14 protein-coding genes are annotated in these 12,647 nt (G+C 44.2%); 6 read left to right on the top strand and 8 right to left on the bottom strand.

The window, feature by feature from the left end; all coding sequences use genetic code 11:
- Window positions 1-58: 58 nt before the first annotated feature.
- The 4 genes from tsf to RMO68_RS03730 all read right to left on the bottom strand — a co-directional run bounded on the left by tsf (window position 59) and on the right by RMO68_RS03730 (window position 4,051).
- Complete coding sequence (tsf, locus tag RMO68_RS03745; protein ID WP_310439370.1) at window positions 59-1,126, bottom strand: translation elongation factor Ts; 1,068 nt, start codon at window positions 1,124-1,126, stop codon at window positions 59-61.
- Between the two features lie 2 nt (window positions 1,127-1,128).
- Window positions 1,129-1,908 carry a 30S ribosomal protein S2 gene (gene rpsB, locus RMO68_RS03740; RefSeq protein WP_310439369.1) on the bottom strand — a complete coding sequence of 260 codons (780 nt, stop codon included), beginning with the start codon at window positions 1,906-1,908 and terminating at the stop codon, window positions 1,129-1,131.
- 246 nt (window positions 1,909-2,154) lie between these two features.
- Entirely contained in the window at window positions 2,155-2,622 is a 468-nt protein-coding gene (bcp, locus tag RMO68_RS03735; protein ID WP_310439368.1) for a thioredoxin-dependent thiol peroxidase, read from the bottom strand.
- A 13-nt stretch (window positions 2,623-2,635) separates the two neighbouring features.
- Window positions 2,636-4,051, bottom strand: a complete 1,416-nt coding sequence (locus RMO68_RS03730) for an aldehyde dehydrogenase family protein (RefSeq protein ID WP_310439367.1) — start codon at window positions 4,049-4,051, stop codon at window positions 2,636-2,638.
- 135 nt (window positions 4,052-4,186) lie between these two features.
- On the opposite strand from RMO68_RS03730, the gene RMO68_RS03725 reads away from it, so the two are divergent.
- From RMO68_RS03725 to RMO68_RS03700, 6 genes are all read left to right on the top strand, one after another.
- Complete coding sequence (locus tag RMO68_RS03725; protein ID WP_310439366.1) at window positions 4,187-4,633, top strand: globin; 447 nt, start codon at window positions 4,187-4,189, stop codon at window positions 4,631-4,633.
- A gap of 95 nt (window positions 4,634-4,728) precedes the next feature.
- Window positions 4,729-5,649 (top strand): branched-chain amino acid transaminase, encoded by a 921-nt coding sequence (locus RMO68_RS03720; RefSeq protein WP_310439365.1) that lies wholly within the window; start codon window positions 4,729-4,731, stop codon window positions 5,647-5,649.
- A gap of 11 nt (window positions 5,650-5,660) precedes the next feature.
- Entirely contained in the window at window positions 5,661-6,698 is a 1,038-nt protein-coding gene (locus RMO68_RS03715; protein ID WP_310439364.1) for a prohibitin family protein, read from the top strand.
- A gap of 70 nt (window positions 6,699-6,768) precedes the next feature.
- On the top strand, window positions 6,769-7,440 hold the full coding sequence (gene hisIE / locus RMO68_RS03710; RefSeq protein ID WP_310439363.1) for a bifunctional phosphoribosyl-AMP cyclohydrolase/phosphoribosyl-ATP diphosphatase HisIE: 672 nt from the start codon (window positions 6,769-6,771) through the stop codon (window positions 7,438-7,440).
- Window positions 7,440-7,955 carry a DUF2393 family protein gene (locus tag RMO68_RS03705; protein ID WP_310439362.1) on the top strand — a complete coding sequence of 172 codons (516 nt, stop codon included), beginning with the start codon at window positions 7,440-7,442 and terminating at the stop codon, window positions 7,953-7,955. The genes hisIE and RMO68_RS03705 overlap by 1 nt, the downstream gene beginning before the upstream one ends.
- Window positions 7,952-8,485, top strand: a complete 534-nt coding sequence (locus RMO68_RS03700) for a DUF2393 family protein (RefSeq protein ID WP_310439361.1) — start codon at window positions 7,952-7,954, stop codon at window positions 8,483-8,485. Before RMO68_RS03705 ends, RMO68_RS03700 begins: the two co-directional genes overlap by 4 nt.
- A gap of 11 nt (window positions 8,486-8,496) precedes the next feature.
- Here RMO68_RS03700 and RMO68_RS03695 read toward each other — a convergent pair whose 3' ends face one another.
- The 4 genes from RMO68_RS03695 to RMO68_RS03680 are packed head-to-tail and all read right to left on the bottom strand — an operon-like array spanning window position 8,497 to window position 12,599.
- Complete coding sequence (locus RMO68_RS03695) at window positions 8,497-9,459, bottom strand: TIGR01212 family radical SAM protein (RefSeq protein ID WP_310439360.1); 963 nt, start codon at window positions 9,457-9,459, stop codon at window positions 8,497-8,499.
- 9 nt (window positions 9,460-9,468) lie between these two features.
- Entirely contained in the window at window positions 9,469-10,818 is a 1,350-nt protein-coding gene (gene purF, locus RMO68_RS03690) for an amidophosphoribosyltransferase (RefSeq protein ID WP_310439359.1), read from the bottom strand.
- Between the two features lie 9 nt (window positions 10,819-10,827).
- Window positions 10,828-11,598 carry a 4-hydroxy-tetrahydrodipicolinate reductase gene (gene dapB / locus RMO68_RS03685; RefSeq protein WP_310439358.1) on the bottom strand — a complete coding sequence of 257 codons (771 nt, stop codon included), beginning with the start codon at window positions 11,596-11,598 and terminating at the stop codon, window positions 10,828-10,830.
- 59 nt (window positions 11,599-11,657) lie between these two features.
- Window positions 11,658-12,599 (bottom strand): NAD(P)/FAD-dependent oxidoreductase, encoded by a 942-nt coding sequence (locus RMO68_RS03680; RefSeq protein WP_310439357.1) that lies wholly within the window; start codon window positions 12,597-12,599, stop codon window positions 11,658-11,660.
- Window positions 12,600-12,647 lie beyond the last annotated feature (48 nt).

Genomic DNA, 12,647 nt, shown 5'->3' with positions numbered 1-12,647 from the left:
GGGGAGTAAAAATCTGAAGATTTCCCCATATGGGGAAATAAAGTGAAAGCGGTTTGGCTTACGCCATTTGAGCAGCGACTTCTTCTGCGAAGTTGTCAACTTTTTTCTCTAAACCTTCTCCGACTTCGTATTTAACGAACTCGACGATTTCAGCAGTACCGCCATGTTTAGCAGCCTCTTTGGTAATCGCTTCGGCAACCGTCATAGAATCATCCATAACGTAGTTTTGATCCAAAAGTGCAAGCTCTTTATCCAAAGTCGTGTTGTCCGCTACGAAGCGAGCCAATTGACCAGGGATGATATTTGCCCAGATTTTTTCCGGTTTACCGTCTGCGAGCAATTTAGCTTTGATCGCTTCTTCAGCGGCAGCCATGACTTCAGGAGTCAATTGTGATGCTGAGATGTACTGAGGAACGTTTTTAAGTGGTTTTTTCAAACGCGCTAACTCTTCGTTCTCAGTTTTGATCGCTTCGATACGACCGATAGTTTCCGCTTCTACGAATGCAGGATCGAAATCTTTAGAGGTCAATGTCGTCGGTTTCATTGCTGCAGCATGCATTGCAACGTTTTTAAGCATCGGAGCAAGCGCTTCGGCTACTTTTGCATCCGAACAAGTTGCTGCAACAAGAACACCAACACGTCCGTTTGAGTGAACGTAACCGTTAACGCATCCGTTTGCACCTGCATTGAGGGTTGCAAAACGACGTACAACGATTTTTTCACCGATACGCGCTACTTGAGCCGTAAAATACTCAGAGAAAGTAGCCGTTTCGTATGATGTTTCGTTCAACTCTTCAACACTGCTAACACCTGTCGTAAATACATGTGCCGCCGTGTTTCCGACGAGGTTGATGAAACCGTCGTTTTTCGCAACGAAATCGGTTTCAGAGTTAACTTCTACGAGAGAAGCGGATGCGAATGTATCGGAAACTTTAATTCCCAAAAGACCCTCAGCCGCTACGCGATCCGCTTTTTTAGCGGTTTGCGCCATACCACGGTCACGCAAAAACTCTTTTGCTTTTTCCATGTCGCCATCACATTCAGTGAGGGCTTTTTTACAATCCATCATCGGCGCATCAGTCGCCGTGCGGAGGTCTTTGACCATCGCTGCTGTAATTTCTGCCATGATTACGCTTCCTCTGCTACAACTTCTTCTGAAGCCGCTTCTACAGCAACTTCTGCTACTGCCGGTACTTCTTCTTCCGCTACCGCTTCGTCGTTTCCACCGTTACGAAGGGCTTTACCTTCATTAATCGCTTCTGCCATTTCTTTACAAAAGAGTTGGATAGAACGGATCGCATCGTCATTTCCAGGGATTGGAATATCGATAACGTCAGGGTCGCAGTTAGTATCAAGAGGAGCAACAACTTGGATTCCAAGGTTACGTGCTTCTTGAACCGCGATGTGTTCTTTTACCGCATCGATAACGAACATCAAATCAGGCAATGTTTTCATATGACGAATACCGCCGAGGTATGCAATCAATTTTTCTTTTTGACGATTCATCATCAACGCTTCTTTTTTGGTCAAAAGGTTGATTTGTCCGTTTGCTTGCATCTCTTCGATGATATCAAGTTTGCGGATTGATTTTTGGATAGTCGGGAAGTTTGTCAACATTCCACCCAACCAACGGTTGTCAACGTATGGCATACCGCATTTTTCAGCCGCATCACGGATTGCAACGCGCGCTTGTTTTTTAGTTCCTACGAAAAGAACTGTTTTACCTTCAGCTGCGGCATCAACAACTTGTTGATACGCATTGCGGAAATAACGCAATGTTTTTTGAAGATCGATGATGTAAATGTTTTTACGAACACCGAAAATGTATTTTTTCATTTTCGGATTCCAACGACGTGTTTGGTGACCAAAGTGTACACCGCATTCCAAAAGGTCTTTCATAGTTACCATAAGTGGCTCCTGTGTTTAAAATATTTTTGTGTTCATTCGTTTACTTGGGCGAGCGCAAACAGAGCCGATGAGACATCGGATGCACGAGAACAGCACGATTCGCTTGCGATTTTTTTCTTACGTCATAATTAATGAGGAGAGAAAATCGGGCGAATTATACTGAAAGGGCACTTAATTTTAGCTGTGCTTAATACTCTCTTGGTTCTTCCCTAATTCAAACTGGATTTTGTTATTGATGATTAGTATTTACCCTTGTAACTTCGCCAACTCTTCTTTAACTTTTACTACATGATCTTTCACTTTCACATTCGTCCATGCCGCTTTGATGATCCCTTTTGGATCGATAATATACGTTGATCGAACAATCCCCATATACTCTTTACCGTAATTCTTTTTCATCGCCCATACGCCGTAATCCTGCATCATCTGAGTGGTTGGATCACTGAGCAATGTAATCCCGAGTGATTTTTTCTCGATAAAGTTACGATGGGATTTGGTACTGTCGGCACTCACGCCCAAAATGATCGCTCCCATATCATCGTACTCATCCATCGCAGCGGTAAATTCACACGCTTCCGTCGTACATCCGGGAGTGGAATCTTTCGGATAAAAATAGAGTACGATCCATTTACCGCGCAAATCGCGAGAACAAAGTTCTACGTCGTCTTGGTTACTCAAACAAAAATCGGGAGCCGTGGTTCCTACTTCTAACATTTTTAATACCTTTTTATAAAATTACTATGGACTTTATCTCTGTCATTTCTTCAATGGCAAAGCGAGGCCCTTCGCGCCCGACACCGCTCAGTTTAACACCGCCGTAGGGCTGAATATCAAAACGTAACGTCGGCATGTCGTTGATCACGACACCGCCCGCATCGAGCTCATCAATCGCTTTCGTCGCATGAGAGAGATTGTTCGTAAAAACCGAAAACTGTAATCCGTACGGTGAATTGTTCATTCTCTGGATTGCATCATCGATTCCATTCACCCGCACCAAACTCACTATCGGAGCAAAAACTTCCTCACACACTATTTTCATCGACTCGGTCACATCCGCCATGACGCACGGATAAAAAATTCGCCCTTCACGGTGCGGCGGTGTCAAGGGACGTGCCCCCTCTAGAATCGCATTTTCAACCCAATTCATCGCCCGCTCGGCTGCTTCGTCATTAATCAGCGGTCCCAAAAATGTATCCTCATTATACGGTGAACCTATCACAAGTTTCGTCGTTGCCTCTGCCATTTTGAGAGCAAACGCATCGTATATAGAAGCATCAACATATATACGCTGTAAGGAAATACAAACTTGCCCCGAATTCACAAATGCCCCTATTGCACATCGTGAGGCGGCGTATTCGAGATCGGCACTCGTATCGATATACGTTGCCGCATTTCCTCCGAGTTCTAAAGAGACTTTTTTGATCCCCGCAGTTTTCGTAATGATATTCCCAACACTGACCGATCCTGTAAAACTGATGACACGGGGGATGTCACTGCCCACTAACGTACTTCCCACCTCCGCATCACCGTAGACGACACTCAGCGCATCGGGGGTGGCAAAAGGGCTTTCGATAAAAAGCTGTGCCAGTTTGTAAGCACAAAGCGGTGCTTCGGGGGTCGGTTTGAGGACGACCGCATTCCCCGCCACCAATGCGGGGGCGAGTTTATGGGCGACAAGATTGAGAGGAAAATTAAACGGAGTAATCGCTACCACAACGCCTACCGGTTCTCTACGCCAATACGCATGTGAAGCTCTCCCGCTAGGCATTGCATCGGTATTGATCGTTTCGCCGTGCATAGTACGCATCGTCTCGGCGGAGAGGGTAATCGTCTCAATACACCGATCCACTTCAATACGCGCGTAGGTGATCGGTTTACCCACCTCATCGCATAATACACGTGCAAATGCTTCGCGCTGTTCACGCAGTTTGGAAGCAACATCCTGCATCCATGCGCATCGTTGATGAAGCGGGATTTTACGCCCTTTTTTTGCCGCATTTTGAGCCATTAAAAGAGCTTGTCGTGCATCCTCTCCACTGCACTCTGCAGCACGCGACACGACACGTCCGTCATACGGACTGAGACGTTCAGTATAGTTTTTGGCAACCATCCGTTGTGATCCCATCCAAACGTGTGCTTCCATACCATCTCCTCCGCCATGAAATTATGTTTCGATTATACAAACCGTCACCTAAAAAGTGGCGGAAGAGGATGTTTTAAGCTGTTTCTTTTCATCTTCTCTTTAGAATGTGTCTCAAAAATACGCAGAGGATACACGATGAATTTAACGATCACTGACGGTGTTTTAGGGGTACGCCCTCCCGTTACCAAACCCCACCCGGGATTCTTTTTCCAAGTCGGCGAAGAGCGTTTTCGTAAATTAGTAGATGATCATTACGAGATGATCCGCAACAGTGATATCTCCTTTTTATTCCCGGTCAACGATGAAGAAGATTTTGCCGCGGCCAAAAAACATGCCGCTGATTTTTTCATTCAAATTTGCGGCGGGCCTGATTATTTTGCCCAAACTCGTGGAGAACCACGCATGGTAGGACGTCACGCACCGTTTCGTATCGACGAGGGGGCACGCCGTCGATGGCTCGAATTTTACGCCGTCTTACTCCCTAAACTCGAAGATGAGGGGATTAATCCCGAATATATTCAATCGTTTTGGGAGTATATTGATATCTTCTCAATTTGGATGATTAACACCCCTTCACATTAATTTTTCCCGCTGTTGCGGGAATTGTTATAAACTTAATAAACATCAAACCCCTTTCACGCTAAAATCTCCCAATTTTTCTTTTGGAGAACTTCCCTATGAATGAAGCCAAATACATTTGGATGAACGGCAAACTACTCCCGTGGAGTGAAGCAAAAATTCACGTCCTTTCCCACACACTGCACTACGGTAACGGTGCTATCGAAGGGACTAAAGCGTACAAAACCCCTAAAGGGTATGCAATTTTCCGCCTAAATGACCATACAAAACGTTTGATCGAATCGGCAAAAATGACTCTTATTAAAGTTCCCTATACCGTAGAAGAACTCAATGCGGCACAAATCGAGCTCTTACGTGCTAACGAATTTACCGGAGAGAACGTCTATCTCCGTCCTATCGTTTACCTCGGTTACGGAGTAATGGGTGTGTATCACAAAGAAGCTCCGGTCGAAGTATCGGTTGCGGCATGGGAATGGGGCGCATACCTCGGTGAAGAGGGAATGAAGCGTGGAATCCGTTTGAAAATCTCATCATTCAGCCGTCCGAACAACAAATCGAATATGGGTAAAGCCAAAGCGGTCGGAAACTACCTCAACAGCCAAATGGCAAAATTTGAAGCGGTTGAAGCGGGATACGATGAGGCATTGCTCCTTGATGATGAAGGGTACGTTGCCGAAGCGAGCGGTGCATCGTTTTTCCTCATCAAAGACGGTGAGCTTATTACCCCTCCAAATGACAATTCACTGGTTTCTATAACCCAAAGAACCGTTATCGAGATGGCGGAAAATATGGGTATTAAAGTAACGCGCAGAAAAATTACTCGCGAAGAGATTTATGTTGCGGATGAAGCATTTCTTACAGGAACGGCCGCAGAGATTACTCCGATTCGCGAAGTAGACGCACGTGTACTCGGTGCAGGTGGACGCGGACCGTTAACGGAGAAAATCCAAGCGGCTTATTTTGACATCGTATGCGGACGTAATCCGGATTACGATCACTATCTAACGTACATCAACTAAGGAAACTTTACATGGCAAGTGATATGAACGACTATTTCAATAAGAAAAAGAATGAAGCCAATAAAGGGGGTGGATTTAATGCCCCTAAACCGCCAAAAATGGACTTTAATATGAGCGGCCAAAAAGCAGGAATGTTATGGATCATCGGCGGAATTATTTTGCTTCTCATTTTAGCCAAACCGTTCATTATTATCACCGAAGGGGAACGCGGTATCCTCTCAACCAATGGTAAATATGAGGAACGTGCATTAATGCCGGGTCTCCACTTTCTGGTTCCGTTTATCCAAAAAGTATACATCGTCGATACCAAAGTACGTATCATCAACTATGCCGATAAAATTGACCGTGCATCAACTGCAGGTGATGGAATCGTCCTGAAGCCGGCAATTGCCGTTTTGGATAAACGGGGACTTCCTGTTTCGATCGATATTACGGTCCAGTACCGACTCAATGCACAATTAGCGGCGCAAACGATCTCTAACTGGGGTTTTAGCTGGGAAGATAAAATCATCGACCCTGTTGCACGTGATGTTGTTCGAAATGTAATCGGTCAGTATGAAGCCGAAAACCTCCCGATCATGCGTAATGCCATCGCGACTCAAATCGAAGCAGGAATTCGCAAAAATGTTGAAGGTCAAAAGAATGCTCCGGCACAACTTGAATCGATTCAACTCCGTGAAATCGGTCTTCCACAAAAAGTAAAAGACCAAATCGAGCGAGTTCAGGTTGCCAAACAAGAGGTAGAACGTGCGCAACAAGATGTTGAACGTGCAAAACAAGAGGCTTTTAAAAAAGAGACTGAAGCACAAGGTACCGCTAACGCTATTACCATTCAAGCTCAAGCCCAAGCCAAAGCCAATCATCTTATCGGTGCCTCTCTTACTCCGGGATTGTTGAAATTGGAACAAATCCAAGTTCAAGGTAAATTCAACGAAGCACTTAGAGAAAATAAAGATGCCAAAATCTTCCTCACTCCCGGAGGTTCTACTCCGAATATTTGGCTCGATACCAAAACAGGTGACACTCAAAAAGTCTCCTCTACCCATTAAAACTCTCCCTTCGGAGAGTTTCTTTCGTCTTCATTCGTGAGCACAAAAGAAACCCTTAAAAGGTATACCTATGAATCTCGATCTTATTGATTGGCAAAAATCTGAACTCCTCCCCGTTATTGTTCAAGAATCAGGGACAATGGAAGTTCTTATGATGGCATATATGAACCGTGAAGCTTTGGAGCTTTCACTCTCTACCCGTATTGCACACTACTATTCGCGCTCTAAAAAACGTCTTTGGAAAAAAGGGGAAAGCAGCGGTCATCTGCAACATATCGAACAGTTTTTACTCGACTGCGATAACGACACGCTCCTACTGATCGTACAACAAGAAGGGGTTGCTTGCCATACGGGGCGCAAGTCTTGTTTCTTTACCGATATCGAGTCTGGTCAGAGCATTAGTGAGCCTACCATCGATACAACTGCCGCGTACGGAATCATTGATGAACTCTATCATACGATCCTTAGCCGAAAGAATAGTGATCCGGAAACTTCATGGACCGCTAAACTTTTGAGTAAAGGGGATAATACTATCCTCAAAAAAGTGGTTGAAGAGGCGGGGGAATTCAGTTTTGCTATCAAAGACGGCAATGAAGATGAAATTATTTACGAATGTGCCGATTTAGTCTATCATGTTCTGGTTGCACTGGGACACAAAAATATTTCTCCCGATCGCGTTAAACAAGAGCTTGCCCGTAGATTTGGGATGAGCGGGATTGCGGAGAAAAACTCGCGGGAATAATGAAAGCAAAAATTATCGATTTTATCAACCATTTAATAGTATACGATTACCTCCTGTTCGGGGGGATTTTTATCCTCTTTCTTCTACTGCTCATCTTGGCGATTGCACTAAAAAACAAAATGATCTTAGCTATTTTTTTAGTCCTCTTAGCCTTTGGTGTTTTAACGGCAGGCTCAGTGGGCGGATACATTTTCCTGCACCACTACCTTTTCAAAAACAAAGTTACCCTTTATGAGCTAAAAGCACTCGAATTTACCGAAGCACTCCTTTTAAAAGGGGAGATTAAAAATACCTCAAAGCGTTCTTTTAAAGAGTGCACACTCTACGCCGGAGTCCATAAAGTCACTCATAATCGCTATTTGGATCGAATTTATCCCTCTTTTCCTTTTAAAAAGAGTTCTTTGAGACTCAGGGAAAATATCGCTCCGGGGGAATCTGTACCCTTTAAACTTTTCGTTGAGCCGTTCCGATATACTAAAGACTACAATATCACTATAAAGGGGGAATGTCGATGAGCCCATTAACACCCTGGCACTATCTTTTATTAATCGTTTTAGGACTTTTGTTTGTTATCGGAATACTTGTATCGATGCGCACGAATTCAAAATCTTCTGTTTTTATCACTATCTCGCTTGTTCTTCTCTTGATCGGCACATTTATGTGGAAACTCATCAATGAAAGTGTTTATCTCGTAGAGGTCACTAATTTGGAACAAGAGCGTTTTTACCAATCGGAACAAGTGATGATCAAAGGGATAGTTCGTAATGTCGGAAAATTTCCGGTTGCCAATGTTGTAGCCGTTATTCAATTGAGTAATTCGCAAGGAGGGGGAGGCGACAAGGCATCATTATTCTCTCAACCGAGTGTATTTGCAGAGTTATACAAAGGGGATAACCCCGATTTTAAGCAGCAAAATATTGTCGAAGAACATACTATCGCTGAATCTTTAAGTCCCGGGAAATCTAAAACGTTTCGAATCATGATGGATTATCCGCCTCACTTTAAACGGATGTCTTTTGATGTTAGCGCAAAAGCAAGCTACTAAAGAAAAATGCGTTAATACTTTAATCCGACTGATTTCAATATTTTATTAATCGAACGAAGCTGTCCGTTTTTATCTTTGCACCACAAGGGGGCAATCAGGCTTTCATCATCAGTCCCTGCACTAATGCGCTGAACACTTACGTGAGACGGCTTCAGTCGGATGGCTTCCATCAAGACTTCCAAATACAGTGCTTCACTGATCGGTTCAAACTCACCGCGAGCGAATTCATTTGCCAATGCGGTCCGTTTCACTACGTAAAGAGGATGGTATTTAACCGAATCGATCCCTAATGCATAGGCCTCTTTCGCCGTCTCAAGCATCATCTCTTTTGTCTCTCCCGGAAGACCGAAGATAAGATGTCCGCATACATTTAACCCATACGATTTAGCTTTTAAAATAGTCTCTTTGACATTGGCACTGTCATGCCCGCGATTAATACGCACTAAAGTTTCATCATAAATCGATTGAATCCCGAATTCAACCCAAATTTCTGTTTTTTGTGCAAGTTCCGCGAGGTATTTAAATGTCTCCTCACTGATACTGTCGGAACGAGTACCGATACTGAGACCAATAACATTCTCAAAGGATAAAGCTTTCTCATATAAAGCTTTCAGTGTTTCAAACGGGGCATAGGTATTGGTAAAGCTTTGAAAATAGACCATGAACTTCTCAGCACCGTTCTCTTCCTGTAAACGTTTGGAGAGGGGATCAAACTGCCATTGCAGTTGCTGTAGCTGTTGCTCTAAATGGGGATTGTCGGTTGAATCAAGATTGAGGTAAAATCCTTTGAGCGCACGGGCACGATCAAGGCTGGGGCTAAAGGAGTCATTTTCACAAAAAGTACATCCACCTTTCGCCACCGTGCCGTCAATATTGGGACACGTAAATCCGGAGATAGAGACCGGTACTTTGGAGACTTTAACCCCGAATTTGCGATGCAGATATTGCCCAAACGTAAAAATCTGCTCTCGCATTAGAGTCTCTTAAATAATGTATTTGCCGGTAAAACAGGCAGTACAGTAATTCTCTTCTTTACCGTTCACACTGCTTAGCAGTGCTTCGTTACTCAAATATCCTAATGAATCGGCTTCGATAAAAGCACAAATTTCTGCATTGGTCATATTCGCGGCAATCAGTTTTTCTTTATCAGGGGTATCGACGCCATAATAACACGGATCGGTCGTCGGAGGACTTGATATTCGCATATGTACCTCTGCAGCACCTGCAGCTTTAAGCATACGGACGATTTGACGGCTTGTAGTTCCGCGAACAATCGAGTCATCGATAACAATGAGACGTTTACCTCGAATAAGATCATTGATCGGAGAGAGTTTCATTTTAACTTTTAAATCCCGCATCTCTTGTGTCGGCTCAATAAAAGTACGACCGATATAATGGTTACGCATAATCGCCATTTCAAAAGGGATACCGCTCTCTTGTGAAAAACCGATAGCGGCAGGAACACCGCCATCAGGAACCGGAACAACCATATCCGCTTCAATCGGCTGCTCTTTCGCCAGTGCTTTTCCCATCGCTTTACGCATCTCATAGACGTTTTGATTATAAACATTTGAATCGGGACGGGCGAAATAAACATATTCAAAAATACAGTGTTTCGGTGTCGGTTCATATACTTTAATCGACTTCGGTGCTTTCCCTTTTTCAAAAATAAGGAGTTCGCCCGGTTCAACGTCCCGAATATACTCTGCACCGATCAGATCAAACGCACAGGTTTCAGATGCCACAACATACCCATCTCCTACCCGTCCGAGGCTTAGAGGACGGAATCCGTGCGGATCACGCATTGCAAACATTTTGGTACGGCTAAGGAAAACAAGCGAGTAAGCCCCCTCGATCTTCTTAACGGCATCAATAATACGATCGGTCAAATGGTGCTGATCACTTTTCGCAATCAAATGGATTAAATTTTCGGTATCCATATAAGTTTGAAAAATCGCCCCTTTTTTAATTAGAGCATCACGTACCTCTTTAGCATTCGTAAGATTACCGTTGTGGACGATCGACATCTCACCCAAATCATAACGGGCAAATACCGGCTGTGCATCGAGAATGGAATCATCACCTGCTGTTGAATAGCGGGTATGCCCAATTGCCATGTGCCCTTTAAGGGTAGTGAGCTTTTGAGTATCAAAAACTTGCGTTACAAGTCCGCGATCTTTAATCGTGTAAAGTTTTTCACCATCACCGGTACTGATTCCCGCTGCTTCTTGACCCCGATGTTGAAGCGCATGAAGAGAAAAGTAGGCTAGTTTTGATGCCTCAGGATGATCAAAAATACCGACTACTGCACATTTTTCATTTAAACTACGCACTCTTTTTCCTTATACTAATTCTAAACAGTCTTGAATACTGTAGAGACCGTTTGGTTTTCCGGCCAGCCATTTTGCGGCACGGATTGCACCTTTTGAGAACGTATTGCGACTGGTTGCGGTATGATGAAGTTCAATGAACTCACCCTCATTGTAAAATCCGACGGTATGACGTCCGACAATATCTCCGCCGCGCAATGCCATCACGGCAATCTCATCTTTGGTTCGTTCTCCGATATTACCGTTCCTACCACTAACACGGACTGCATCCAGATCAAGGTTTCGTCCTGCCGCCGCAGAATGCGCCAGTGTCAAAGCCGTACCGCTCGGAGCATCTTTTTTGTGACGATGATGTTGTTCAACAATCTCAATATCAAATCCATCAAGTGTTTTAGACGCCATATGAACCAACTGAGTAAGCAGCGCTACACCCAGTGACATATTGGTCGCATACAATATCGGCATCGATTCACTTGCCGTTTTTAGCAGATTCATCTGGTGGGTATCCAGCCCTGTCGTACCTATTACCAAAGGTTTCGGATGCTCAATCGCTCTCTCTAATAAAAGCTGTGTTGCGTCCGGCAATGAAAAATCGATAATAACATCCGAGCCTTTAAGCAACGTCGCCATGTCATTCGTGACCAATACCGAAGGATCAATCGAAAAATTGAGTTCATTACGGACGTAGACCGCACCTAAAGAGATCTCACTCTCATGGTGCAAATCCTCGATCAACAGCTTACCGACACGTCCGCCAGCGCCAAATACACCTGCTCTAATCATCTGTAGTATCCCTGTTTAAACATTATGTAAAGGTATTTTAGCGTCAAAGTGTTTAAAAGCTATTGATGTCCATCCACATACGCTATCGCTTGAAGTGCTGCTACGGCACCGTCACCTGCTGCACAAACAACTTGTTTCGGAGCAGATTCACGCATATCTCCGGCCGCATATAGCCCCGCTACGGAAGTTTTCATACTCAAATCTACTTTTACTTCACCCCATGGAGTCATTTCGCATAAAAATGTCCCGTCTTCTTGAATTAAAACTTGATTGTTTACATTATTACCGACAAATACGAATACTCCCGGAACATCGATTTGACGCAGTGAGCCGTCTTCGAGTTTTACACGAAGTCCATCAACTCCCATTGCACCCCCAAATACCTCTTCGGGGATAGCGTTTAAAACTAGTTCGATATTTGCCGTATTTTTGACTCTCGCAATTGTATTGGGAGCTGAACGAAAACTATCACGTCGATGGATAAGATAGACACGAGAACAAATCTTTGCCAAATAAAGGGCCTCTTCGAGTGCCGTATCACCGCCACCGATAACGGCGACTTCTTTCCCTTTATAAAAAAATCCGTCACACGTTGCACATGTACTTACACCGCGACCGAAAAACGTATCTTCACCGATAAATCCGGCACGTTTCGGAGCCGAACCGGTACAGACAATCACACTTTTGGCTTCATTACTCGTTCCGTCCGATTTTTGGATTAGAAAAATACCGTCTTCACGGCGTTCAACTCGGGTTACTTCGGACATTTCATGCTTAAGTCCGAAACGTTGACATTGTTCCTGCCATGGAGACATAAAATCCATTCCGCTTAAATTATGCGCGGTTGCCCCCGGATAATTTTCAATCTCTGAGCTCATTGTTATCTGGCCGCCGGGAAGCCCTTTTTCAAACATTGTGACATTGTCCAACCCACCTCGCGTGGTATATAGCCCTGCGGTAAGTCCCGCAGGCCCTCCTCCGATAATTGCACAATCCAACATCCTAAAGCCTCCGCTTTTTTATTTTGTATATCATACACTCTTGTAGTT

This window comes from Sulfuricurvum sp., assembly GCF_031427015.1.
GTDB lineage: Bacteria > Campylobacterota > Campylobacteria > Campylobacterales > Sulfurimonadaceae > Sulfuricurvum.
This window is presented reverse-complemented; position numbering and strand designations above follow the sequence as displayed.

What these genes read in the sequence shown, in the direction of transcription:
- rpsB (WP_310439369.1), bottom strand. Translation starts at nt 1,908, where the DNA reads ATGGTAACTATGAAAGACCTTTTGGAATGCGGTGTACACTTTGGTCAC.
- RMO68_RS03725 (WP_310439366.1), top strand. Translation starts at nt 4,187, where the DNA reads ATGAATTTAACGATCACTGACGGTGTTTTAGGGGTACGCCCTCCCGTT.
- RMO68_RS03715 (WP_310439364.1), top strand. Translation starts at nt 5,661, where the DNA reads ATGGCAAGTGATATGAACGACTATTTCAATAAGAAAAAGAATGAAGCC.
- RMO68_RS03700 (WP_310439361.1), top strand. Translation starts at nt 7,952, where the DNA reads ATGAGCCCATTAACACCCTGGCACTATCTTTTATTAATCGTTTTAGGA.
- bcp (WP_310439368.1), bottom strand. Translation starts at nt 2,622, where the DNA reads ATGTTAGAAGTAGGAACCACGGCTCCCGATTTTTGTTTGAGTAACCAA.
- dapB (WP_310439358.1), bottom strand. Translation starts at nt 11,598, where the DNA reads ATGATTAGAGCAGGTGTATTTGGCGCTGGCGGACGTGTCGGTAAGCTG.
- RMO68_RS03705 (WP_310439362.1), top strand. Translation starts at nt 7,440, where the DNA reads ATGAAAGCAAAAATTATCGATTTTATCAACCATTTAATAGTATACGAT.
- RMO68_RS03730 (WP_310439367.1), bottom strand. Translation starts at nt 4,051, where the DNA reads ATGGAAGCACACGTTTGGATGGGATCACAACGGATGGTTGCCAAAAAC.
- RMO68_RS03720 (WP_310439365.1), top strand. Translation starts at nt 4,729, where the DNA reads ATGAATGAAGCCAAATACATTTGGATGAACGGCAAACTACTCCCGTGG.
- RMO68_RS03680 (WP_310439357.1), bottom strand. Translation starts at nt 12,599, where the DNA reads ATGTTGGATTGTGCAATTATCGGAGGAGGGCCTGCGGGACTTACCGCA.
- hisIE (WP_310439363.1), top strand. Translation starts at nt 6,769, where the DNA reads ATGAATCTCGATCTTATTGATTGGCAAAAATCTGAACTCCTCCCCGTT.
- tsf (WP_310439370.1), bottom strand. Translation starts at nt 1,126, where the DNA reads ATGGCAGAAATTACAGCAGCGATGGTCAAAGACCTCCGCACGGCGACT.
- RMO68_RS03695 (WP_310439360.1), bottom strand. Translation starts at nt 9,459, where the DNA reads ATGCGAGAGCAGATTTTTACGTTTGGGCAATATCTGCATCGCAAATTC.